This is a genomic window from Butyrivibrio sp. WCD3002, from assembly GCF_000424265.1.
GTDB lineage: Bacteria > Bacillota > Clostridia > Lachnospirales > Lachnospiraceae > Butyrivibrio.
Genome location: NZ_AUJO01000021.1, coordinates 1 through 23829 on the forward strand (window position 1 = coordinate 1; position 23829 = coordinate 23829).

General features: G+C 42.5%; 21 protein-coding genes. 14 read left to right on the forward strand and 7 right to left on the reverse strand.

Features of this window, described 5'->3' with window-relative positions; genetic code table 11:
• Positions 1-111 precede the first annotated feature (111 nt).
• Together G608_RS24570 and G608_RS0113735 are read right to left on the reverse strand one after the other, a co-directional pair.
• The gene (locus G608_RS24570; protein ID WP_196812581.1) at positions 112-258 is read right to left on the reverse strand and encodes a hypothetical protein; all 147 of its coding nucleotides are present in this window, start codon (positions 256-258) and stop codon (positions 112-114) included.
• Positions 259-319: 61 nt separating this feature from the next.
• Positions 320-1777 carry an integrase core domain-containing protein gene (locus tag G608_RS0113735; protein ID WP_442852210.1) on the reverse strand — a complete coding sequence of 486 codons (1458 nt, stop codon included), beginning with the start codon at positions 1775-1777 and terminating at the stop codon, positions 320-322.
• A gap of 154 nt (positions 1778-1931) precedes the next feature.
• Between G608_RS0113735 and G608_RS0113740 the strand changes: the two genes are divergently transcribed.
• Complete coding sequence (locus tag G608_RS0113740; RefSeq protein ID WP_026496528.1) at positions 1932-2339, forward strand: DUF3237 family protein; 408 nt, start codon at positions 1932-1934, stop codon at positions 2337-2339.
• 3 nt (positions 2340-2342) lie between these two features.
• Here the strand turns inward: G608_RS0113740 and G608_RS0113745 are convergent, their stop codons facing one another.
• Complete coding sequence (locus G608_RS0113745; RefSeq protein WP_051209354.1) at positions 2343-2579, reverse strand: hypothetical protein; 237 nt, start codon at positions 2577-2579, stop codon at positions 2343-2345.
• A 517-nt stretch (positions 2580-3096) separates the two neighbouring features.
• Here G608_RS0113745 and G608_RS0113755 point away from each other — a divergent pair.
• The 3 genes from G608_RS0113755 (at position 3097) to G608_RS0113765 (ending at position 5720) form a co-directional block, all read left to right on the forward strand.
• Positions 3097-4203 (forward strand): GGDEF domain-containing protein, encoded by a 1107-nt coding sequence (locus G608_RS0113755; protein WP_026496530.1) that lies wholly within the window; start codon positions 3097-3099, stop codon positions 4201-4203.
• A gap of 32 nt (positions 4204-4235) precedes the next feature.
• Positions 4236-4784 carry a TetR/AcrR family transcriptional regulator C-terminal domain-containing protein gene (locus tag G608_RS0113760; protein WP_035795697.1) on the forward strand — a complete coding sequence of 183 codons (549 nt, stop codon included), beginning with the start codon at positions 4236-4238 and terminating at the stop codon, positions 4782-4784.
• Positions 4785-4895: 111 nt separating this feature from the next.
• Positions 4896-5720, forward strand: coding sequence for a hypothetical protein (locus tag G608_RS0113765; RefSeq protein WP_026496532.1), 825 nt, complete (start codon positions 4896-4898; stop codon positions 5718-5720).
• A 149-nt stretch (positions 5721-5869) separates the two neighbouring features.
• Here the strand turns inward: G608_RS0113765 and fucO are convergent, their stop codons facing one another.
• Positions 5870-7018: a lactaldehyde reductase gene (gene fucO, locus G608_RS0113770; protein ID WP_026496533.1), complete on the reverse strand. Its 1149-nt coding sequence runs from the start codon at positions 7016-7018 to the stop codon at positions 5870-5872.
• Positions 7019-7185: 167 nt separating this feature from the next.
• On the reverse strand, positions 7186-7914 hold the full coding sequence (locus tag G608_RS0113775) for a sulfite exporter TauE/SafE family protein (RefSeq protein WP_026496534.1): 729 nt from the start codon (positions 7912-7914) through the stop codon (positions 7186-7188).
• 111 nt (positions 7915-8025) lie between these two features.
• Between G608_RS0113775 and G608_RS0113780 the strand changes: the two genes are divergently transcribed.
• Together G608_RS0113780 and G608_RS21230 are read left to right on the forward strand one after the other, a co-directional pair.
• A complete protein-coding gene (locus G608_RS0113780; protein ID WP_026496535.1) occupies positions 8026-8226 on the forward strand; it encodes a CAP domain-containing protein in 201 nt (66 codons plus the stop codon).
• A gap of 32 nt (positions 8227-8258) precedes the next feature.
• On the forward strand, positions 8259-10460 hold the full coding sequence (locus G608_RS21230) for a PEP/pyruvate-binding domain-containing protein (RefSeq protein ID WP_051209356.1): 2202 nt from the start codon (positions 8259-8261) through the stop codon (positions 10458-10460).
• Between the two features lie 58 nt (positions 10461-10518).
• Here G608_RS21230 and G608_RS0113790 read toward each other — a convergent pair whose 3' ends face one another.
• Both G608_RS0113790 and G608_RS0113795 read right to left on the reverse strand, forming a co-directional pair.
• Positions 10519-11673 carry an MFS transporter gene (locus G608_RS0113790; protein WP_026496536.1) on the reverse strand — a complete coding sequence of 385 codons (1155 nt, stop codon included), beginning with the start codon at positions 11671-11673 and terminating at the stop codon, positions 10519-10521.
• 13 nt (positions 11674-11686) lie between these two features.
• Positions 11687-12268 carry an SOS response-associated peptidase gene (locus tag G608_RS0113795; RefSeq protein ID WP_026496537.1) on the reverse strand — a complete coding sequence of 194 codons (582 nt, stop codon included), beginning with the start codon at positions 12266-12268 and terminating at the stop codon, positions 11687-11689.
• Positions 12269-12444: 176 nt separating this feature from the next.
• Here G608_RS0113795 and G608_RS0113800 point away from each other — a divergent pair, with 176 nt between their 5' ends.
• The 8 genes from G608_RS0113800 (at position 12445) to nagE (ending at position 23812) form a co-directional block, all read left to right on the forward strand.
• On the forward strand, positions 12445-13017 hold the full coding sequence (locus G608_RS0113800) for a rhomboid family intramembrane serine protease (protein WP_026496538.1): 573 nt from the start codon (positions 12445-12447) through the stop codon (positions 13015-13017).
• Positions 13018-13277: 260 nt separating this feature from the next.
• Positions 13278-14828: a hypothetical protein gene (locus G608_RS0113805; RefSeq protein ID WP_026496539.1), complete on the forward strand. Its 1551-nt coding sequence runs from the start codon at positions 13278-13280 to the stop codon at positions 14826-14828.
• A gap of 239 nt (positions 14829-15067) precedes the next feature.
• The gene (locus G608_RS0113810; RefSeq protein ID WP_026496540.1) at positions 15068-16594 is read left to right on the forward strand and encodes a hypothetical protein; all 1527 of its coding nucleotides are present in this window, start codon (positions 15068-15070) and stop codon (positions 16592-16594) included.
• A gap of 190 nt (positions 16595-16784) precedes the next feature.
• Positions 16785-17303 carry a cysteine hydrolase family protein gene (locus G608_RS0113815; protein WP_026496541.1) on the forward strand — a complete coding sequence of 173 codons (519 nt, stop codon included), beginning with the start codon at positions 16785-16787 and terminating at the stop codon, positions 17301-17303.
• 157 nt (positions 17304-17460) lie between these two features.
• Positions 17461-19764, forward strand: a complete 2304-nt coding sequence (locus G608_RS0113820) for an Ig-like domain-containing protein (protein ID WP_026496542.1) — start codon at positions 17461-17463, stop codon at positions 19762-19764.
• Positions 19765-19840: 76 nt separating this feature from the next.
• Positions 19841-21814 (forward strand): glycoside hydrolase family 31 protein, encoded by a 1974-nt coding sequence (locus tag G608_RS0113825; RefSeq protein ID WP_035795683.1) that lies wholly within the window; start codon positions 19841-19843, stop codon positions 21812-21814.
• Between the two features lie 34 nt (positions 21815-21848).
• Positions 21849-22331, forward strand: coding sequence for a PTS sugar transporter subunit IIA (locus G608_RS0113830; protein ID WP_035795685.1), 483 nt, complete (start codon positions 21849-21851; stop codon positions 22329-22331).
• Positions 22332-22372: 41 nt separating this feature from the next.
• On the forward strand, positions 22373-23812 hold the full coding sequence (gene nagE, locus G608_RS0113835) for an N-acetylglucosamine-specific PTS transporter subunit IIBC (protein WP_330367024.1): 1440 nt from the start codon (positions 22373-22375) through the stop codon (positions 23810-23812).
• Positions 23813-23829 lie beyond the last annotated feature (17 nt).

The window sequence follows — 23829 nt, forward strand, 5'->3', positions numbered from 1 at the left end:
GATAGTGTAAAGTCTGCTATGGAAAAATGAGCCAAAGAAAAAAGGCTCAAAAGAACCTTGAAAATGTAGATATTGATACCGACAAGCTCTCCGAGGGCTTAGGGCTCCGCCCTAAGAACCTGCAAGGGACCAGTCCCTTGACCCGTTAAGCGGGCTCTGCCCGCACCCGTCCTCGCCGGAAGCAGGCCAGCAAGCACACTTGCTGACCAATGTATCAGGATTATCCGTGAACCTTATGTCAAGGAACTTTCGCGGCATATCCTCGCGGCGCTGCCGCTTCGGTATTCCACGTTTTCCTTGACAACGGTTCCGCTCCGTTTTATGCGGTTGCACCCTGTTGGATGTTGAGAATGGTCTGTTGACCAAGTATTATCAGCATCTGCCATTTACCAGGCATGTTGCCAGCATTCATGACCATATCATCTAAGACAGGTGGCTTGAAACCATTGTGTTTATGCGGCCGAAGAAAGTTGTAGTACGCAACCCATAATGCGAGATCGTAGTTGGCACCATCGTAGTTATTAAAGCCATTGGTAGGCCGGTAGGATTCTTTGTAAGTGCGGTTGAGTCGTTCAATCATCTGTTTGTACGGGCGGAACTCTGCAGATACTGCATCATCGTTCGTAAGACCTAAAACCTGTGTGATATCGAACTTGAACTTTTCTCCAGCATTGATAAGAAACTGCTGAGCAGCCAGAGGGTAGGCGCTGTAAGCATCAGCTATGAATCTGAAGTTCTTAGGTAGTTCCTTAAGATGCTGAAAGGCCATGCGCATAGCCATGATGCATGGACCGACACCACGGTTGTCTGATACCTGATATCCGACTATAGCCCTGCTGGCGGCATCCATGATGAACCAGATGAAGCCTTTTATACCAAGGACCTTGATATAAGTTTCGTCGGCAGTGAATACAGATCCCTTTTCGTAAGGGTAAGTATCAACAAACGGCTTTATACACAAAGCTGCAGTCTTGCAATAGTTTGCCACCTGCTGATGTGAAACAGAAATATCGTACAGATCCTTGAGAGCATGGGAAGTCTTACGTAGTGATAAGCCAAGATTAACATGCATGGTTAGACATAGGGACATGATATATGCATTGTTCTTTGTGAACTTAAGGGATGAAGCATTCTTAGGAAGTGTGGTTATATCCATCTTGAAGAAATCTATCGTGAACTCACGGTAGATGTAATGAAGCTTATATTTGTTCTTGCCATAGTCTTCGTCAAGATCTTCTTTATCAACCTTCTTGAGATTGCTCAGGTAGTAAGGACATTTGGGATTAACACATTTGTGAACGATGAAATGCTTACGATCTTTCTTTGGAACAAGAGTGTGAGTGCAGTACGGACATCTGAGCTTAAGTGAAGTATGACGGTTATCCTCGGGTGAGAAAAGCGTCTGGCATACCTTACACTGGAGCTGGCCTTTAGAGCCATTATTCTTGTAAAGGTATATTTTGGGAGCGTTGCACCTTGGACATTTGCAATCATCGGGAATGTCACATTCAGAACGACGCCGTATAGGTTTGATGGGCTTGTCATCCGGGTAACGCCACTGAAGGTAAGCCATGAAATCCCTGTAATCCCAGGGCTCTACATTCAGAATCAAAGGGAGCTTATCAATCTTAAATTTTTGATATTTGGGAGAATGAGAATCCTCATAAGCCCACTGTTTAAGCGGAATATATCTACAGATAAAGTTGATCAACCAGCAGTTTTGTTGATAGAGCTGATGGATGATTTCAAGTAAATAAAGTATAATGTTCACGAGCATTGTTTCCTTTGCGGGATGTTTTCTTGGTCGTTAACATTATACCAAAAGGGAGGTCAATGCTCTTTTTATTTTGAACTCCCGAAAAATAGAGGATTTATAAAGAAAAAAGGAGTGTCGATTAGACACTACCGAGTTCTGATAGGAGGAATCAAAAATGAGTAATGCAGGTACGGAAGTACTTACGATAAATGTAAGAATTACGGGAGTAAACGAGGTTAAGGGACACACCGGCACGGCAAGAATGATTCTCTTTGATGGCACCGTTGATTGTGACAATTTTAAGGGAAAAATTCTTCCCGGCGGCGTAGATACACAGAAGGAGCTGGGTGATGAGCCCACGCTTCTTTCTGCCAGATATATTCTCGAAGGAACCGATAAGGAGGGCAATCCCTCTCACATCTTTATCGAGAATAACGGCCAGTTCAGGGAGGGCGGTGAAAACACCACAACCCCCAAGGTTATTACGGACAGCCAGGCACTGGCATTCCTTGAAACCGCTGATCTTTACGGTACTATCGAGGGTATCGAAGGCGGCGTAAGAATCCACATTTTCGAGGGATGAAAATCATCCCTTCATGTTCATTAAAGTTCTGAACATCTCCAGGTCATTTTCAGTTAGCTTGATGTTGCACTGCATCACTGTGCCATCAGGATTAGTGACCTTCATATCGAAAACCGAACCCACCTCAGGTGTGTTGTCCTTTAGTGCATTGAAAAAGGGCAGTACCCTGGGGTGTTCTTCTTTGAAGGTATTAAATTTTTGCTGAAGCTCCATGATAGCCATGGGATTTATTTTTGGCATTTTCCTATCTCCTTTAAATATTCATGAAACTATATATTACACCATTTTGCTTTTCATAGAAACAAGGACAAAAAATAATGATATCAATACCAAGGTGTGATAAGCAGAAACGACAGAAATTTGATAATATTTATTCATAATTTCGAACAAAAAAGGCGGGATGCGGTCGGGATTATGGCGACGGTTTTGCCGATCAAAACCTGAATACGCTGCATCACTGGCTTCCATGGGTTACCTATGTGGAGCTTGATCCCACTTCACGCCTTAAAAATACCTTCGGTGCCTATGATATAACCGGTTGCGAGACGTTATCCATGGAGGAGAAAAAAGAGAGAAATAACATCTATAAGTATTATGCAGATTTTAAGCATAACTTTAGCCGGAATTAATAAGTATTTTATAAATTTGCCTCATAATTAAATTAGGTTAATGTGACTTTATAAAATGATATTTATATAAAAGCGCTGGAATCATGGCTTACTGGAGATGGATCCTGTTTTGATCCTCAGGAGACGAAATGTTCGATTGGCTGGAGTTTTCCGACATTATCGGTATTTTGATTGTCATATATGTCTCTGTGCTTACCCTTAATAATTCTTATCTTCGTAAGGACATAAGGGTAGGTATAATAGGCACGGGTATCGCTTTGGCCATTTTGTATATCTTTGATATGCTCTGGTATATATGTGTCTATTTCCTTCCCGTATCGGAGAAAACCGATTTTATCCTGAATCTTATCACCTGCATTATTTATCTGATGGTTCCCGCGGCGCTCAGCACATTTTTTATCGTTTATACACTGCGAAAACGTACCATCAGGCATAACCTTGGTCTTCTTTTCATTTTTATTCTTATGATAGCGGATATTGTGAACATCTTCAGACCCATATTTTTCTATCACAAGGATTCCTACATGCACTATGTGCCCTGGGGATTTGGAATGCACATAGTATGCTACCTCGCATTCGTTATCCTGCTGTGGGATATGATAAGGACCAAATTCTTTGATTATGAGGATATGTTCCTTGCAACGTTTGTCGGGGTGACCATGTTTATCGGATTTTTGGCATCATGGATAAATTACGACCTGAAAACCTTGTGGATAAGTCTCGGACTTTCTTATCTGCTCATGTACCTTGCGCTGTCAGCGTTGTATAATAAGGTGGATGTCATAACGGAGCTGCCTAACAGAAATGCTTATGCAAGGGCAATATCCCGCATCAAAGATAACTACAACACAATTGTGCTTATAGATCTTAACGGCCTAAAAAAATTCAACGACACCATGGGTCATCACGTTGGCGATCAGTATATTTTTGCTACCGCTAAGACCTTATCCGATGCATTTAAGGGCATGGGAATGCTTTACCGTATCGGGGGCGATGAATTTATCCTTATTTCAAAGAACACAAAGCCTGTTCTTAAGGGCATCGTTGACAGCGTTCTTCATAAGGGAAAATGCGATGAACAGTATGGGGATTTCAAGATCGATTTTGCCTATGGTATAGCGGAGCGCCTTGAAAGCGATAAAATTGGCGATGTGGTCGGAAGAGCGGACCAGCTTATGTATGTACACAAGAAAAAATCCAAGGAAGAAGCAGCGCAAAACGTTACACCCGGTTGATTTCAGTGATTCCGGGAATAGTTGGGAGAGGTATGGAAAACAGTAAATACAAGCTTGCACAGGCGGTGAAGGAGTGCATGAAAACCACCTCCGTGGAAAACATTACGGTCAAGCAGATCGTAGATGTTTGCGGAGTTTCAAGGCAGACCTTTTATCGCAATTTCATAGATAAATACGACCTTATCAACTGGTATTTTGACCGCCTTCTTGAGCAGTCCTTCAAGGAAATGGGAAGCGGTGAGACCTTAAGAGATGGTCTTATAAAAAAGTTTAGATACATCAAAGAGGAGCGGCTGTTTTTCACAGCTGCTTTTCGTGTGGATGAGCAGAACAATCTAAAGGATCATGATTTCTACATGATTTTCGAGCATTACTGTAAGCTTATCAGAGAAAAATCAGGAGATTTACCGGCGAAAAAAATAAGAAAGCTGCTGGAAATGTACTGTCAGGCATCCATCTACATGACAGTTCAGTGGGTACTTAAGGGCATGAAGGAGCAGGAGGAAGAACTTGCGGATCTGATGATAGCCGCCATGCCACCGGAGCTTTCGCGGCTTTTTACGGAGCTGGCTATACTTTGATTTCGTGCCACCGGGGACGGTTCTAAATGGCACATTTTTTAGAAACGTGCCACTTAGAACCGTCCCCAGTGGCACGAGCAGACAAAACTTATTTCTATGAGGTGATACAAAATGACTATTGATGCATATTTAAACCCGGATTTTACCTTGCCTAAAATCCTATTATTTTTTCTTATTTCCATGGTGGCGGTGCTGCTGTGCGATCTGCTGATCCGAGGAGGCTTAAAGCTTGTGGCGGCAGGGACACCAAGAGCGAGAGATGCTGAATATATGGAATTTAAAAAGCATACCCTTATTCAGCTTTTTTATGAAATGATAATCTCTGCCACATCGGTTATGTCCTTTGCCTGCGCCTATGTGGTATTAAATCATGTATATTCCCTTGTGCAGTCTGGCACGCCTGCCCTGCAGTGGGAGCCGGTCATGCTTGTCTGGGAGAATGGAAAAGACTTCGTTTTGCTGTTCCTTATCTGCTTATCCTGCGTCATTAATTCTATTCTGGATAAGCTCATCATTCCCCTTAAAAAGCTGGAACGTGAAGAAATAGCATCCGTGCGAATGCTCTCTATGTTTTACGTAATCATTATTCTGTTGTTTTTAAATGTAATAGGAGATGAGAGCGAATACAGCCCTGTCATGATGTATTATTTGGGACTTATGGTAGGTCGATTCGTGTATTTTGACGCATCCTTTGCGGATTTTCTTGCAAATATGAAAAATGTATTCTTGAGGCTTCCGCTTATGGTGCTGGGACTTATACTGTCCGGCGGATTATGCTATCTGGGCTTTAGTCTTGGGTTTTTCCTTGAGCGTAATTACTACATTATGGGTATCTTTTATACTCATTTGTTCCTGCTGGTGTCGGTATTTATCATGTATCATGGGTACACACTTACGCACCTTACGAAAAGAGAGACATCCGGGCAGGATGATTGATGTTATCATGCCATTGTGCCATTGGGGACGGTTCTTTTTGGCACGCAAGAGACTTGCGTGCCAAAGAGAACCGTCCCCGGTGGCACACCCAGTGGCACAAAAAACGGCTTCCCGTCTGTGATTTACCAGACAGGAAGCCGAATTATTTTTTATGCCATCAGCATGCGGAACATCTCAATAACCTGTTCCTTTGTTGCTTCTCTCGGGTTGCCGGGATAGCATGCATCGTTGAGTGCATCTGTTGCAAGAGTATCGAGATCCTCTTCTGTGATCTTATCAAGTGTCTTCGGAATTCCAACATCCTCAGAAAGCTTCTTAACTGCGTTAATAGCAGCATCTCTGTATTCTTCCTGTGACATGTTGTCAACGCCTTCAACACCCATAGCTCTAGCTACTTCACGAAGTCTTTCGCCTGTGAACTCGCGGTTGAACTCCATGGAGATGGGAAGGAACATTGCACAAGCAACGCCGTGAGGTGTGTCATAGTGAGCTGAAAGTGTGTGAGCCATAGCGTGGTCGATACCAAGACCTACGTTTGAGAAGCCCATTCCTGCGATGTACTGACCAAGAGCCATGCCTTCACGGCCTTCCTTGGTGTTTTCAACAGCACCGCGGAGGTGCTTGGAGATAAGTCTGATTGCCTCAAGATGGAACATATCTGTCATTTCCCAAGCTGCTCTTGTGGTGTAGCCCTCGATAGCATGTGTGAGAGCGTCCATACCTGTAGCTGCTGTAAGACCCTTAGGCATAGATGCCATCATCTCGGGATCAACGATTGCTACGATAGGCATATCGTGTGTATCTACGCATACGAACTTTCTCTCTTTTTCAACGTCTGTGATAACGTAGTTGATTGTAACCTCAGCTGCTGTACCTGCTGTTGTAGGGATTGCAATGATCGGAACGCAGGGATTCTTTGTGGGTGCAACGCCCTCAAGTGAGCGAACATCTGCGAATTCAGGGTTTGTAATGATGATACCGATAGCCTTTGAGGTATCCATTGAAGAACCGCCACCAACTGCTACGATGCAGTCGGCACCTGACTTTTTGAAGGCCTCAACACCGTTTTTAACGTTCTCGATTGTGGGATTGGGCTTGATATCTGAATATATTTCGTAAGGGATCTTAGCACCGTCAAGAAGATCTGTAACCTTAGCAGTTACGCCGAACTTGATGAGGTCGGGATCAGAAGCTACAAAAGCTTTCTTGAAGCCGTGATTGTTGATCTCGTTAACTACTTCCTGGATGGCGCCTGCCCCATGATATGATGTGCCGTTTAATGAAATTCTGTTTGCCATTTTTCTTTGTCCTCCTTCTTTAAAACCTGCGTTACACAGGATTTCTATACCATAAGAAAGCATAGCATTTATGGGCGTTTAAAAGAAGTTACACTTAATGGCTTGTGTAACATTTTGGAAGATTTATTCGCAGGATAAAAACAAGAGAACCTGAAAAAAGTGATTCTTTACGCAAGATTCTTCACAACCAATGAGAGGCCGGAAATAATAAGCAGCACGATGACCAGCTTTTTTGCCTTCTTCTCATCGAGGAGAGTGGCACTCTTCATTCCTGTGAAAACTCCGATAAGCATGAAGGGTATGAGAATAAAGGCCATTTTCAGGGATTCCGGAGTTATTATTCCGACAAAAGCATATGTTATTATTCGAACTATATTTTCTATTATGAAAATAACACTGAGATTTGCCTTGAATTCTGAGGTTGTCACTGTAACCTTGCTGACGCATACAGCCATCAGGACGCCTACACCAAAAAGACCGCACATAAGGCCGCCGATCATGCCGATGATAAACAGAACGAGTCTGGAATCCTTCAGGTGAAGCTTGTCGTATTCCTTAAGAAGCATCTCGATACCAACCAGCACAACCACTACGCCGAAGATGATCTTGATGATGTGAGCATCCACGTTTTTCAATAAAAACGCGCCGGGGATGCTGCCAAGAAGCGTCAGTATTATAAGAGGTACGAAAATTCTGGGATTCAGCTTTTTCCTGTTGCTCCAGGTGAGGATCACGTTGCTGGGAAAACCAAGAACCAGCTCTACGGGAGAGATATTTACATTATTTACTCCAAAACCAAGAATCGAGGTAAAAACCAGTGTGTTGGCAAAGCCGCAAAGACCCTTTACAAAAAAAGCCACCAAAGTGGCGATAATCCATATTCCAAGAGAGTTCATTTAAATAAATCCTTTTCAAAATTCGACCGTTGTAATTAGGCGGCCGATTGTAATTCATATTTCCACAACAGCTTTCAATTACAATACAAATGCGCCAAATTGTCAAGTTCTATGCGCTATAACGCGTCCTTCGGGGAGAATCTTGCCAAGGCTTCAAACGAGGAGCAGGCAGGGAACCTCAACATTACCGCGGGGTGGTATCTGAATCCCTCCCACAGACAGAATCTGCTGGAGAAAAGATTCACCAAGATCGGTGTGGCCTACTATGAAATAGATGGTATAACCTATATTGCCTGCGAATTTGGGCTGTGAGCGGATTAAAAACAGTCTGAAAATGTGATATAATGATTACAGATAGGCAAAGGTGCTTAAAACAAAGCATCTTTGCCTTTTTCCCGCTGATCCGCGGTAAACATTCATTTCAGGCGATTGCAAAAATCAGGGACACAACCCAGCTTTTCCTTGATGTTTATTCCGATGATAAAAATGTATACGTAAGACCCGATAAGGTTTGGAACAGATACTCGGAGACCATGTTCCTGCCACAGCTTTACAATCCAGAAAATGGCGATTTTAAGCCCATTCTGGATGGAGTTATGGCCAGCCATTTTTATCAGGTGCTTGGAAAAAGCGGATCCCTTACAGATTCTGAAAATATGGACAGCTGGGACAGATTTTTTGCTCTCACAAGAATGATGCATCAGGCGGGGCAGGACGTATCGGAAAACTGCAGCCGCATGTGTAACATCATGATGACCAGAGATTCCCGGCTTCGTGAGATGATAAAAGAGCTTTTTACGCCGGACGACTATCTTGATGTGAAGGACAGAATGATCGGAACCGGCATGATCGGAGGAAAAGCCTGCGGTATGTTGCTGGCTCGTAAGATCATTGAGCACAGAAGACCTGAAATTTATAGATATTTAGAGCCTCATGATTCTTTCTATATCGGCTCTGATGTTTTCTATACCTTCATTGTTGATAATCAGTTCTGGGACCTTCGAATCAGGCAGAGGACAAAGGAGGAGTTTTTCTCGGTGGCAGAAGAATTCGCCGAGCAGCTTCGCAGAGGTAAATTCTCGAGAGGAATGGAAGAGGAGTTCCAAAAACTCCTTGAATACTACGGTCAGGACCCCATTATCGTCAGGTCCAGCTCAATTCTTGAGGACGGCTTTGGCAATGCCTTTGCGGGAAAATATGAGTCCGTTTTCTGCTCGAATATTGGCACAATGGAGCAGAGAGTTGAGGAGCTGGAAAACGCTATCCGCACAGTTTATGCCAGCACAATGAGCAGATCTGCCCTTGATTACCGCAGCAGAAGAGGCCTACAGGAAAGAGATGAACAGATGGCTCTTTTGGTTCAGAGGGTGTCAGGTTCCTATTATGGCGAGTTCTACATGCCCTGCGCAGCAGGCGTCGGATATTCCTACAGCCCCTACAAATTCATGGAATCCATAGATCAGGCGGCGGGTATGCTTCGCCTTGTAATGGGCCTTGGAACCTCGGCTGTAGACAGGACCGAAGGTTCATATCCAAGACTTGTCAGTATGGATAATCCTACAGCAACCACGGCCCGCAATTCCATCGAGAGGCATCAGTACTCCCAGAGAAAACTTGAACTTATGAACCGCGCTACAAGACAGCTTGAGAGGGTAACGCTTGATGATGTGAAGCAATACATGCCGTTTTTCCTAAAAAGACTGCTGCTTGAGCACGATACCGATACTGAGCGGATGTTCAGGGACAGAGGTGAGGACAGGTATATTGAATTTATTTCCTGCAGGGGAATTGTGCGAAAAGACGAGCTGATGGCACAGATGAAGGAGATTTTGCAGGCGCTGCAGACAGAATATCAGCATCCTGTGGATATTGAGTTCACCATCAATTTCTCTGAAAATGGGGACTATGTGATAAATATCCTGCAGTGCAGGCCGCTTCAGGTGTATCAGGACACTGAAGAAATGCAGATTCCTGAGGATGTATCCGAGGAAAAGATACTATTTGATTGCAATAAGTCCGCCATGGGGCTGTCAAGGGCGGAAAAGCTTGATTATATCGTCTACGTTGACCCGGTAAAATACTACAGCATGCCCTATCAGGAGAAAAATCAGGTTGCAAGAGCCATCGGAAGAGTCAACTGGCTTATGAGAGGCCAGGATAAACACATGCTTCTTATGGTTCCGGGAAGAGTCGGAACCACATCTCCCGAGCTTGGCGTACCCACTACCTTTTCAGATATCAGTGAATTTGATGCGGTTTGTGAAATAGCGGATTCTAAGGTTGGGTACAATCCGGAGCTGTCCTATGGAAGTCACTTTTTCCAGGATCTCGTAGAATCCGGCATTCTCTACAACGCCATCTTTGAAAATGAAAAGACCCGGGTATTTAACCGGGAGCTTTTAAGTGCCTTTGAGAATCGTTTCGCCGATGAATCCTCAGAATACAATTCCCTTAAGGATATCATTGCGGCCTACGATGTCTCAGCTGCGGATTTTTATATTTACCATGACATGAAAACAGAGCGGACACTCTGCACCCTTCGATGATGAAATAACCACGAGAATTACGAAAAAGGGCATTTATGAGCCGCTCTGACAAAAGATATCAGCTGATATGTTTACTTCCTCTTTCAGTCATGAGGATCATTAAAACAACGAAGAAGCACAGGTAGAAGGGATACATGAACATTCCGATGTAATCGCTTATAAGACCGAAAATCTTAGGTGCGAAGGTTGATCCGACGTAAGCAGCGGCCATCTGAATGCCTACAAGAGACTGGGAATTTTCTTTGCCAAATCTTGCAGGTGTTGAGTGGATGATGCTGGGATAAACCGGAGCGCAGCCAAGTCCTATAAGTACAAGAGCACACTTTGAGAGTGTGAGATTACCTGAAAACATCAGGATGGCAACGCCTGCTACAATTATGAACTCTCCAAGTCTTATCATGTTCTGATCACCAAGCTTATTGGATATAAAGCCGCTGATAGCTCTTCCCACCGTAATTCCAAGATAGAACAGAGCGCCAAGACCTGCAGCGTCGGTGGCGCTTATGCCTTTTTCCGTAACAAGCCAGCTGGGAGCCCAAAGACCTGTGGCCATTTCCAGAGCGCAGTAGCAGAAAAATGCCACAAGTATTGTCTTTGCGCCGGGAAGGGCAATGGCCTGTCGCAGGCTTAGGACGTTCCTGCTTTTCTCATCACTTTCCGCGTTGGATTCGGTTTTCCAAAGAGGCACTGAAAATACAAGAATTACAGTCAGTATCACCTGAAGCAGGCTGATGGTGCGGTATCCGCTGGGCCATCTAAGTCCGTTTGTGAGGCAAAGGGACATGATCCAGGGACCGATTGATGCGCCGACACCCCACATGCAGTGAAGCCAGGACATATGCCTTGAGCTGTAGTGCAGTGCTACGTAATTGTTAAGCGCTGAATCCACGGCGCCTGCACCAAGACCATATGGAATGCACCAGATAGCCATTTGAAGATAGCTTGTGCAGGTACTAAAACCAAACAAAGCAGCCGCTGTCATGGCAACGGAAAATGCTGTCACCTTCGCTGTTCCGAATTTGTGAATCACCTTATCAGCCATAAGGCTTGATACGATGGTGCATCCGCTAATGAGCATTGCAAGGGTACCGGCCCCGGTAATGGTTGAGCCAAGGTCCGCGTACATGCTGGGCCAGGTACTTCCAAGAAGTGAATCCGGCAATCCAAGTGATATAAAAGAAAGATAGATGATAAAAATAAGTAATCCTGCCATAAGGCCTCCAATCTTACAGATTAAAACTCAGCTGTTCATAGTCCTTTTTGGATGAAAACAGCGGCATGGGCTGCTGCAGTAGCTTAGGCGCTCTTTCAAAAGAAAACAGCCAGTCTGAAATAGCATCTTTTTCTATAACCACAGGCATTCGCTCGTGAACATCGCATACAGATTCATTTGCTGCGGTGGTTAAGATTGTGAACCGGTCTTCATCCTTAAATCTGTTATAAATCCCCGCCAGATAAATAGCCGTGGCATCGTTTCTGCTAAAGGTGACCTTGTTTTTCTCTTTATCCCATTCATAGAAGCTTCTTGCAGGGATGATGCATCTTCTGCGCTCAAGACTTTCTGAAAACATGGGCTTCTGAAGGGCAGATTCAGACCGCGCATTGATGATGAGTCTGTTCTTTTCCTTCCCGGGAAAGCCCCACGTGATTTCTTTTGGTACGATGGATTCGTTTCCGGGCATGAGAATAAGCCCCTTTGAGCCGGGGAAAATATCCTTTTCATTAAACCGCAATTTCTTCACGTTTTTGCCTAAAATTTCCTGAACTTCTATAGCTAATTCAGGATCTATATGATAACGTCCGCACATATTAGTTTCCTCTCGGGGTAGTCAGTCAATACATATTATCACAGTTGTGGTGGGATATAAACAAGAAATACTTTCCGTATGAAATGTATTTATGGCTCCGCATTTTCTTGGAGAAATGCAGGGTATTTTAATGTATATTAGAATAAAAATAAGCCGTAAAAGGATGGAATAATATCATGTATAACGGATATTTTGATTTTGCCGCATATCCCGTGACATATGGAATAATGGCAGCAAACATAATTATTTTTATACTAATAAATCTTAAGGTGGTAAGTGTATCTAAGCTGGGTTCCTCATACATAACAAGTCTCCAGGAAAAGCAGTATTATCGCATAGTTACTGCGGCATTCACCCAGCGGGAATTTCTTCATCTCGCCTGCAACATGTATTCTCTCTATAACATTGGGAGAGTAATGGAGCATGCGCTAAAATCCGAGCTTTACGCCATTTGCTATGCTGTAATAATGCTCGTAGGCGGGCTTGTTTCAGCAAGGATCCATAAAAAGACGTCACCCTTTGTTCTCTGCATCGGCGCCTCCGGCGTAATATGCGGACTTCTTGGAATCTATGTGGTTATTGCATATTCAGTAATGGGATTTTCTGCGATACGGTCCATGTTGCCAACCTTCGCAATCCTTGCGCTTATGACCACTTCAAAAAAGATAGATTCTATCGGGCATTTTACCGGCCTCGTTACAGGAATTATCTGTGGGTTGGTTCTGATAAATTTGTATGGTTTTGGTTGATTAAAAATATGTAATAAAAATATAAAAAGTATAAAATTTCATCCAATCATAAATTGTGCAAAATCATGACAATTATCCTTGAAACAATGATTTTATCTACACATGATCAGAACGAAATTATAAACAAATTATAAAGTTTATAAAGTGCCGAAAAACCGCGCCAGTTTTGCAATTGACTTATATCTTTCAAATGCTAGAATCGAAGTTGTCACGAAATTCGGTTGCAAAACCGTAAAAATTTATGAGTGGAGGTAATTCATATGAGGAAACTCTCTAGATTTGGTGCAGCTGCGCTCGCACTTGCACTCTCCGTAACATTTTTAACACCGGTTAATGCTCTGGCTGCAAAAAATGAGTATACAGAAGAGCTTAATTTGAATAAAGACATTTCTGATTCCGGTGTAGTGGACAACGATAAGATAACGATCGGCGATGTAACCGGAACAGGTACAAATAGTTATGATGCACAAGAAGATGCTAAAGATAAAATTGTAAGGGCATTGGTTGCAAGGGGACTTGTAACTACAACAAAACCGGTATGTGCTTGTAAGTCAAGAGCAATAGATGGAACGGTATATTATTATAGTGATTATTACCATGATAAGACGGATTCTTCTTCCTCTGGTGGTGTTTATACATACACATATAAAGGTGTATATATTTACAAGTACACAAATTCCCAGACAAAGAAGACTAGTATCTTTAGAAGAGAAGTAGATAGTAATTATACAGGGAATGAAGCTAAGGAAAGAACCTTCCAGTCTGCAATAAGAGTTAAGAAGGGTGAGATTACATATTTAGGAGTATCTCTTACAGGTGGCGATACAGCAATTACAAGTCTTAAATCATCGAAGAAAGCTATTGCAAAGGTCAGTCTTTACAATAAGATGAGTGAGGATACTACAGACACCTCTAAGCTGCATACTGATTGGGAGGAAATAACAGATCCTGCAACAAATAAGATTTCTTATGTACTATATTATTACACTACTGTTGGTGCCAGGGTTGTAGTTGGAACATTCGAGAATTTCTCTGATTTAGAAAAGGCTATGATCCAGACCGAGACAACCGCTTCTGCTTCAGCTACTCGCTTCATCAAGATCGAGGCAAAGAAACCCGGAAATACAAATCTTACTTTCAGCATCAAGAATAAGAATGGTAATACATCAAAAGTTTCAACAAAAATATATGTTGTAGATGATACAAGAATATTTAATAAGCTCACATATGCCGGTCAGTCTCTTATAGATGATAAAGATCTTGATAAAAAGAGTTTTTATGCATATAGTAGTTCAACATTCTATACAACTAAGGCGAAGGGTAAGCTTGTAGCAAAAGCAAATAAGAATTATGTAATAAAGAGCATAGAGGTTGGAACGCTTTATGCTGAGGCTTACAATGAAGGAATGAGTGGAACAAATCCGGATGGAACAAAATATGACCATTCAGGTTCTTACTCAGCATATAGTAAAACCGGTAAGACAACGGAGCATTGCATTGATCTAAACGGTGATGGAGACTTCGATGACACCATAAACGGCATGTCTGAAAGAAATGTTACATACAAGTATTCTAAGACCAAATCCGGCAAAACAGTAAGGCTTAGTAAAGTTGGAAAGGATTATGATTCATCATATAGCTCAACTAAAAAATATACGAATTGGTGGTCTGATGAATATGGCTCAACAAGCACAACTATAAAGGATAGAAACTTCTACGCACCTACACAGATTCGCATTACATATTATGATAAGCTTCTGAAACAATACGGAACATCAGCATATACAATCAGGCTCAGAGTTTCCAAGTAATTTGGGATTCGACTCCCCGGAGAAATCCGGGGAGTTTTTTATATTACATTTCTTCGCATTTTCTATAAGCCAAGAAGCTTCCTGACAGAAACTAAATTATTAACAAATTATAAAATTTATAAAATATTTATTAAATTTTTTACGGATATTTTATTGACTTATGTTTCTCAGATGATAGAATCGAATTTGTTATGAAAAACGGTGTCAAAACCGTAAAATATATTGTTGGAGGGAATTAAATGGGGAAACATTCTAAACTTGGTGCAGCTGCGATCGCACTTGCACTATCCGTAACACTTTTAGCACCTGTACACGCACAGGCTGCAAAATACGAGACAACGCAGGAACTGGGAAAGGTAAGCGACTTTACAGATACGGATTCAGTAATCGATATAGATTATGTGAAAACAGATGTCTTTACAGGCTCATATTATTATGAAACCAAAGATAAGGTTTTGGCTGCAGCAGTGGCAAAAGGAATGATGACTACTGTTAAACCTGCTGATACCATAAAAGATATTCGAACATATACTGATTCCAATGATGTAATTTATTACTCAAATAATAATGCCTATGTGACTTGTGAAAAAGTTGGTAAAGTTTATGTGGGATATGCCACAGGCGTTAAATACTATAATTCTCAGACTAAGAAATCAAGTATTTTCAAAGAAGAAGTATACGCAAACTATACAGCAAATGAAGCACAGGCAAGGGCATTCCAGCCTGCTATCAGAGTTATGAAAGGCTTTACTACATATCTTGGCGTTCAATTATCAGGCGGTGACACAAAGATCACCGGAATTAAGTCTTCTAAAAAGAGTGTTGCAAAAGCAAGCCTTTACGGCAAGATGGGTAGTGAAACTACGACTAACAAGGATAATGTAAAAATCGACAGGACAACAGATCCTGCTACAGGATATGTAACTTATTCAGTTTATTATTACACAACTGTTGGCGCTAAGGTAATTGTAGGAACATTCTCAAATGAGGCAGATGCAAAAGCTGCTGCAGTGAATGTAGAAATGACATCTTCTTCTGCAAAGCGTTACATTAAGATTGATGGTAAGAAGTCCGGAAAGACAGACCTGACCTTCAACATTGTTAATATCAATGGTGCCATATCCAAAGTAAAGATTGCAGTTTATGTAGTTGACGACATGGACGTGTTTAGCAAGCTAACATTTGCCGGTCAGTCATTACTTAATGAAAAAGATTTCTATAAAAAGTCATTCTATGCTTACGAAGATGGTATTTTCTACACTACAAAATCAAAGGGCAAGCTTGTTGCCAAAGCGAACAAGAATTTTGTGATAAAGAAGATAGAGGTTGGTAGGCTTTATTCTGAGCCATATAGTGAGGGAATGAGCGGAACATATCCTAATGGTAAAGAATATGACAATTCAAAGTTTTATTCAGCATTCAGCAAATCCGGAAAGACAACTTCTCACTACGTTGATCTTAATGGAGATGGTGACTACGAGGATGTTATAAATGGTGTGAAAGAAGACAGCGTAACCTGGAAATACACCAGAGTTAAGTCCGGAAAGACTATCAAGTTAAACTCTGTAGGCACAAGCTATGATTCAGCGTACAGTTATACATCTAAGAGTGCTAAGAACAGAAAGGGTGAATTAAACACAAGCACTACTAATACTAAGAGTAGAAACTTCTACGCAGCAACAAGCATCAGAATTGTTTTCTATGATAAGCTTTCAAAATCTTATGGTACAAGTGAATTTATTATTATGCGTAGCGTAAACAAGTAATGCTTAGCCTGTACTATTTTGCTAATATTGATATTTTTTGGCTCCCCGGAAATCCGGGGAGTTTCTTTATATTAAGTACTGCATTTTTCTTGAGAGAATCGCAGGGCTTTTGCTATAATTTGTTACATGTTGTGATATTAGGAAATAAACCGCTAAAATGCGGATAATTTACATAATGGAGGAATGGAAAATGAAGGTTTTGGTAGTTGTAGACATGCAGAACGATTTTATCGATCAGGCGCTGGGGACAAAGGAAGCTGTAGGGATTGTGGACAATGTTGCTGCGAAAATTAAGAATTTTGATGGCAAGATTATTTTCACAAGAGATACGCACCAGACAGATTACATGAACACTCAGGAAGGTCATAACCTGCCTGTAGAGCACTGCATTAAGGACAGCGAGGGCTGGCAGATTTCATCAGCGCTTCCTGTAAGTGAAGATGCAGTGATCATTGACAAGCCCACCTTTGGCTCTAAGGAGCTTGGCCTTTATCTTGAAAATATGGCTAAGGAGAATGATATAGAAGAGATTGAAGTTATTGGTCTTTGCACGGATATTTGCGTAATTTCCAATGCGCTTCTTATTAAGGCATTTTTGCCTGAAGTAAAAATTACAGTTGATGCATCCTGCTGCGCCGGCGTAACACCGCAGAGCCATCAGAATGCGCTGGAAGCCATGAAGTCATGCCAGATAAATGTAATAGACTAAAGCATTTATGCCGATGTATAAGATAACGGTAAATCTGTTCAGATTGTGGTAAAGTAATATTATGATAGGATTGCGAGAGTTTCGAAGAAACGGAGCAATTCGTATATCATTTATAAAGATTTTTTGAGGTTAAGTTGTGAGATCTGTTTTTAGAATTATGAAAAACAGAATAATTGCCGGAGTAATGGCGGTTGTGGTGGCAGGTCTGTCTGCATCTGCAGGCTTTGATGGGCTTGCCATTACTGCAAAAGCCTACGATGACGAGACTTTTGACTATCCGATTAATGATCTTGAGCAGATTCCGCTGCCTGAGGTTGAAATCGGGGATACTGTTGTTGTAGACGAATATATGCCTGCCGTTCTTAACGGTGGAGACCTCAATTATGATGTTGACACCGGAAAACACTATAATTATCTCTCCGATGAAGCGAAGGCAATGTACAGGGCTATTATCAAGGCCAGTACCGATGTTTTTACCTATGAATATGAAGACGACGAAAAGTCTAAGGAAATAACCAGATACAGAAAGGGTGTTATTCCCATTTTTATGAATGAGGATGCAAAATACAAACTCGACAGTATGGATTTTCAGGATGCCTATGAGGCGGCGAGATATGACCATCCGGAGCTTGTTCAGCTGACAATGGCAAAGATTCATTTTAAGGCATATCCAATTGAGTATCCGAAATTGGGTATAAAAAAATATGACAACTGTCTTTATCTGGTTTCTTTAAATAGCGCATATACTCAGCAGACCTTTGATCAGATGGCTCAGCAGGTAGTAGCGAAAAGAAATGAGCTTTTATCAGGAGCTGTACTTCCAACAGCCGGCGGCGCCCTGGAAAAGGAGTTGGCAATTCATGATTATCTGATTGACCATATCACCTATGACACTGCATGCAGCAATCAGAACACGCCATATAATCTTGGACATACGGTTTATGGCGCTCTTATCAATAATTTATGTGTCTGCGACGGCTATGCCATAGCATTTGAGTATCTTCTTGATGGTGTAGGGATCAATTCTTACGTGCTTTCAGGTGTAGCCGGCTATACAAATATGGGCGGACATGCGTGGAGTGTGGTTGAAATGGGTGATGACTGGTATGAGGTAGACTTAACCTGGGATGATACAGATGTTAAGGAACAGCGCCCTGAAGAATATATCAGACAGGTCAGGCATTTCTATTATAATCTTACAACCGCCGGAATCCAGAATTTTAGCCGTAAGATAAGCGGGGACGGTTACTCCTACTCAAAATATACCAGGCGAAGCAGAGATGGTTTTTCCACATTAATACCTACAGCCCATGGAACAACCTACAACTATGAAAACGTGCTGGCAGCCATTTCAGGAGCGGAAGATATCACTGTAACTCCTGTAACGGAGATCACGGTATCGCCGTCTTTAATAACGGATGCTATTGGAAGCGTGGGCACTTTTACAGCAGATATAGAGCCTGAAAATGCCACTAATACTGAGCTTATTTGGAGAAGCTCCAATGATCAGGTTATAACCGTTGACCAGGCCGGAAATTATTCCATAACAGGTCCCGGCTATGCTACGGTCACTGTTACATCCAGCGATGGCAAGGCATCTGCCACGATTATTGCTTCAATAAGTGATACCGAGGGCAATATTTCTGTAGGCGGACTTAGCATATCAACTGAAAAAATTGAGGGCAAGGTTGGCGATAGCGGGACCATTTCCTTTAATTTTAAACCTTCAGATGCTACAAACAAGGAATTTAGTTTTATCTGTGCGGATGATGACATTATCACTATCACAAAGACAGAGGAGGCAACAGTGGAATATAAGCTTGTAAAGTGCGGGGAAACCTGTATTGTTTTCTCTACAGAGGATGGCGGCTACGAGGCATACTGCTATGTAAAGGTTTCTGAGGATGAGAGCACTGCACCGCAGCAGGAAGAAGAACAGGAGCAGGAATCCGGTAAAAATGCTGATGTGCCAAAAAGTGATGATAACGTAATTCAGCAGGAGGAGACTCAGCCCCTGCCTGAAGTAGTGTCATTTGTGACGGATCAGACTGAATATAAGGTAGATGCTTCAGGAAGTGTCTGCCTTAATGGTGTATCCAATAAGAAGATTAAGAAGTTTACGGTTCCGAAAACCGTAGAATATGATGGAAAAACTTATGAAGTAACCACTATAGGAAAGAATGCCGGAAGGAAACTTAAGAATCTTACAAAACTTACAATAGGTTCAAATATTGTCAAAATAGAAAACGGGGCATTTTCAAACTGTACAAACCTGGATACAGTAACGATTTATGCCGACAATTTGAAATCCATCGGAAACGGATTCCTCAAAAAAATTAAAAAAGGAACAAAAATCGTCATTGTATGCAGAACGAAAAAGACATATAACAGAATTATAAAGAAATTAAAAAAGGCCGGAGTAAAAGATGCCTCTTTTAAATTCAAAAAACTAAAAAAGTAAAGCCATGCATTCTTAAATAATTGCATGAGCCCGGCAAAAACCGGAAAAAGACTAATCGAATACGGAGGAGATCTATATGTCACTTGAAAACATCAAGAAGTACCAGTTTGGAAACCCGCTTAGTACAGGTGCAGTAGTAGCCCAGATCCCAATTACAGCAGGAATTCCGGAAAGCTTTACTTATGAGGAAGGCTCTAAAGAGCTGTCCCTTGCCCTTAATAAAAAGGACGTAGTGTATGGCCTTGGAGAGACTGTCCGCGGAATCAACAAGCGCGGCTGGCTCTATATCAGCAATAATGCCGATGAACCTCACCATGAGGAAACAAAGCATGGTCTCTATGCGTCGCAGAATTTTCTTATGTTTGATGACGGCGCAAGATGCTTTGGAATTTTCGTAGATAATCCCGGAATCATTAAGTTTGACATCGCATACACTGATGCCGACAAATTTACAATTCGTTTTGAAGACAATGATACATATTTTTATGTGATAGAGGGTAAGTCACCCTATGAAATAGTCACATCCTTCAGAGAGCTTATCGGAAGAAGCTATATTCCGCCGCTTTGGGCCTTTGGTTTTGGTCAGAGCCGCTGGGGCTACAAGACAGCCGATGATGTTCGCGAGGTGGCAAGAAGATATAAGGAGCTTGGAATCCCGCTGGATATGATTTACATGGACATCGATTATATGCAGGATTTCAAGGACTTTACCATTAATCCTGAGCGCTTCCCTGATTTCGAGGCATTTGTCAAAGAAATGAAGGGTGAGGGCATCCGTCTTGTACCCATTATCGATGCGGGCGTTAAGATTGAGGAAGGCTATGATGTTTATGAGGAAGGCGTAAAGGAAGGATATTTCTGTAAAAAAGAAGACGGCACAAATCTGGTGGCGGCTGTTTGGCCCGGCAAGGTTCATTTCCCGGATTTCCTTAACAGCGCTGCAAGAAAATGGTTCGGAGATAAGTACAAGCTCCTTACGGATGCAGGAATAGAGGGCTTTTGGAATGATATGAACGAGCCTGCTATTTTCTACACCGAGGATCACCTCAAGGAGGTTTTTGCAGAGATAAAGGATTATGAGAAAAAAGAGCTTGATATCTGGGGATTTTTCGCATTTAAGAATCTCATTGGCTCCATAGATAACAATCCTGAGGATTTCAAGAGATTTTATCATGATTTTGACGGCGTTAAGGTTCGTCACGACAAGGTTCATAACCTTTATGGTTTCTATATGACAAGATCTGCCGGAGAGGCCTTTGAGCGCAATAATCCGGACAAGAGAATCCTTATGTTCTCAAGATCTTCATACACCGGAATGCACAGATATGGCGGCGTATGGACAGGAGATAACACTTCATGGTGGAGTCATCTGCTGCTTAATATCAAGCAGATGCCATCGCTTAGCATGACAGGCTTTTTGTATTCAGGAGCTGATGTGGGCGGCTTTGGTGGCAATACCACAGAGGACCTTGTTATGCGCTGGACTGAGTTTGGTATTTTCACACCGCTCTTTAGAAATCACTGTGCCCTTGGCGGCAGAGAGCAGGAGCTTTACCAGTTTGGAAAGCCAAAGGATTTCAGGAATATCGTAGAACTTAGATACTCACTTATTCCCTATATCTACTCAGAGTTTATGAAGGCTGCTCTTCAGAACAAAATGTATATGGCACCTCTTTCCTTCGAATACAGAGACGACGAGAGATGCCGCGAGGTAGAGGATCAGCTTCTTGTGGGCGATTCCATTATGGTCGCACCTGTTTACGAGCAGAATAAGACCGGCAGATACGTATATTTACCTGAAAAGATGAAGCTTGTAAGATTCAGAAGCTATAACGATTTTGATGAGGAAATCCTTGAAGCCGGCGATCATTATGTAAAGGCAGAGCTTAATGAGGTTCTTGTTTTTGTTCGCCCCGGAAAGGTTCTTCCTTTGACAAAGCCCGCAGAGCGCGTAGATGATCTTAGCTGGGATAACCTTAGCTACATCACTTTTGATGCAGCGCCCGAGAGCTATGATATGTATAAGGATGATGGTATCAGTAGACTGTAATTTTTCATAATATTTCATTTCAGGGGACATAAAAATGGGACTGTTTGATAAGCTTTTTCACGGTAACAAAATAGAGATTGCAGCACCTGTAAACGGAGAGATCGTTCCTATAGACACAGTGAGCGACCCCACCTTTTCACAGGAAATGGTAGGAAAAGGAGTGGCAATTATACCCTCTGACGGCAAGTTTTATGCCCCTGCGGACGGCGAGCTTGTGGCAGTTTTTCCTACAGGACATGCCTACTGCATAAATACTGATGACGGAGCTGAGCTTTTAGTCCACATCGGAATCGACACTGTAAAATTAAATGGGGAATTTTATACAATACATGCGCAGCAGGGAACCAGAGTAAAAAAGGGTGACCTGATCGTAGAGGTAGACATAGAAGGCGTTAAGGGCGCCGGCTACGATATCATAACACCTGTGATTATTTCTAATCACGCAAAGTTTAAGGGGCTTGAAAAGGTGAGTGGTAAGGCGGTAGTCGGAGAACCTGTAATCCTTCTTAGTCAGTAATATAACTAACAATTTAATAATGTAGTGGGAGGTGTTGTTGTATGATGAAGTATTTACAGAAAATCGGCAAATCACTGATGTTGCCTGTAGCGGTTCTTCCTGCAGCAGGTATTCTCTATGGTATCGGTTATTGGATCGATCCCAGCGGATGGGGCGCAAACAGCGTTCTTGCGGCATTTTTCATAAAGGCTGCTTCCGCTATCATTGATCAGATTCCCATACTGTTCGCTATCGGTGTTTCTGTCGGCATGGCCAAGGATCATGACGGTACCAGTGCTCTTGCAGGACTTGTTTCTTTCCTGATGATCACTACACTTCTTAGCTCCGGCGCCGTTGCCATGTACAAAGGGGTTGACGTATCAGAGGTTCCCGCAGCTTTTTCAAAGATCAGCAATGCGTTTATCGGTATTCTCGCAGGTGTGATCGGTTCAAGCTGCTACAACAGATTTAAGGACACAAAGCTTCCGGACTGGCTGGCGTTCTTTAGCGGAAAGAGATGCGTAGCCATCGTAACTGCAGGTGTATCCATTGTCACTGCAGCTGTTCTCTATTTTGTATGGCCGCTTATTTTCGCTGCACTTGTTGCCTTCGGTACAGCTATCATAGGTCTTGGACCGGTTGGTTCAGGCATCTACGCTATGCTTAACCGTGCGCTTATTCCCCTTGGATTGCATCACGCACTGAATGCGGTATTCTGGTTTGATACAGCAGGAATCAACGACCTTGGCCTTTTCTGGTCAGGCGCAGAGGGCGCTGTAAAGGGCGTTACCGGACAGTACATGACAGGATTTTTCCCGGTTATGATGTTTGGTCTTCCCGCAGGTGCTCTGGCTATGTATCATACAGCCAAGGATACTAAGAAAAAAGAAGCGGCAGCACTGCTTATGGCAGGTGCTCTGGCATCATTCTTCACAGGTATCACCGAGCCCCTTGAATTTGCATTTATGTTCATGGCTCCCGGCCTTTACCTTGTACATGCAGCTCTTACAGGCTTATCAGCTATCATTTGTACGCTGCTTCCTTTCAGAGTAGGATTCAACTTTTCAGCAGGTCTTGTAGACTGGATCCTCAGCTTCAAGGCTCCTATGGCTGTTAATCCCTGGATCCTTATTCCGGTAGGCCTTGTATTTGGTGTTATTTACTATGTTCTTTTCAGAATCGTAATCCTTAAGTTCGATTTAAAGACACCGGGAAGAACTGACGACGAAGAGGAGGATGAAGGCGCTGTTCTTGCCAATGATGATTTCACAGCTATCGCCGGTCTTGTTCTTGCAGGCCTTGGCGGCAAGGAAAACATCAAGGAGCTTGACTACTGCGCAACCAGAATCCGTGCTGAGATAAATGACTACACTCAGGTTGATGAGAAGGCTATCAAGAAGGCAGGAGTTGCAGGCGTTATCCGTCCTTCCAAGACAACCGTTCAGGTTATTGTAGGACCTAAGGTACAATTTGTTCATGATGAGTTAAAGAAGATGCTCTAATACTACCGTCACTGCAG

Coding starts and splice junctions, on each gene's coding strand:
- G608_RS0113830 (WP_035795685.1), top strand. CDS start 21,849: ATGGGACTGTTTGATAAGCTTTTTCACGGTAACAAAATAGAGATTGCA.
- fucO (WP_026496533.1), bottom strand. CDS start 7,018: ATGGCAAACAGAATTTCATTAAACGGCACATCATATCATGGGGCAGGC.
- G608_RS0113735 (WP_442852210.1), bottom strand. CDS start 1,777: ATGCTCGTGAACATTATACTTTATTTACTTGAAATCATCCATCAGCTC.
- G608_RS0113810 (WP_026496540.1), top strand. CDS start 15,068: ATGGGGAAACATTCTAAACTTGGTGCAGCTGCGATCGCACTTGCACTA.
- G608_RS0113795 (WP_026496537.1), bottom strand. CDS start 12,268: ATGTGCGGACGTTATCATATAGATCCTGAATTAGCTATAGAAGTTCAG.
- G608_RS21230 (WP_051209356.1), top strand. CDS start 8,259: ATGATTACAGATAGGCAAAGGTGCTTAAAACAAAGCATCTTTGCCTTT.
- G608_RS0113775 (WP_026496534.1), bottom strand. CDS start 7,914: ATGAACTCTCTTGGAATATGGATTATCGCCACTTTGGTGGCTTTTTTT.
- G608_RS0113755 (WP_026496530.1), top strand. CDS start 3,097: ATGTTCGATTGGCTGGAGTTTTCCGACATTATCGGTATTTTGATTGTC.
- G608_RS0113815 (WP_026496541.1), top strand. CDS start 16,785: ATGAAGGTTTTGGTAGTTGTAGACATGCAGAACGATTTTATCGATCAG.
- G608_RS0113820 (WP_026496542.1), top strand. CDS start 17,461: ATGAAAAACAGAATAATTGCCGGAGTAATGGCGGTTGTGGTGGCAGGT.
- G608_RS0113780 (WP_026496535.1), top strand. CDS start 8,026: ATGCGCTATAACGCGTCCTTCGGGGAGAATCTTGCCAAGGCTTCAAAC.
- G608_RS0113790 (WP_026496536.1), bottom strand. CDS start 11,673: ATGGCAGGATTACTTATTTTTATCATCTATCTTTCTTTTATATCACTT.
- G608_RS0113800 (WP_026496538.1), top strand. CDS start 12,445: ATGTATAACGGATATTTTGATTTTGCCGCATATCCCGTGACATATGGA.
- G608_RS0113760 (WP_035795697.1), top strand. CDS start 4,236: ATGGAAAACAGTAAATACAAGCTTGCACAGGCGGTGAAGGAGTGCATG.
- G608_RS0113740 (WP_026496528.1), top strand. CDS start 1,932: ATGAGTAATGCAGGTACGGAAGTACTTACGATAAATGTAAGAATTACG.
- G608_RS24570 (WP_196812581.1), bottom strand. CDS start 258: ATGCCGCGAAAGTTCCTTGACATAAGGTTCACGGATAATCCTGATACA.
- G608_RS0113765 (WP_026496532.1), top strand. CDS start 4,896: ATGACTATTGATGCATATTTAAACCCGGATTTTACCTTGCCTAAAATC.
- nagE (WP_330367024.1), top strand. CDS start 22,373: ATGATGAAGTATTTACAGAAAATCGGCAAATCACTGATGTTGCCTGTA.
- G608_RS0113825 (WP_035795683.1), top strand. CDS start 19,841: ATGTCACTTGAAAACATCAAGAAGTACCAGTTTGGAAACCCGCTTAGT.
- G608_RS0113745 (WP_051209354.1), bottom strand. CDS start 2,579: ATGCCAAAAATAAATCCCATGGCTATCATGGAGCTTCAGCAAAAATTT.
- G608_RS0113805 (WP_026496539.1), top strand. CDS start 13,278: ATGAGGAAACTCTCTAGATTTGGTGCAGCTGCGCTCGCACTTGCACTC.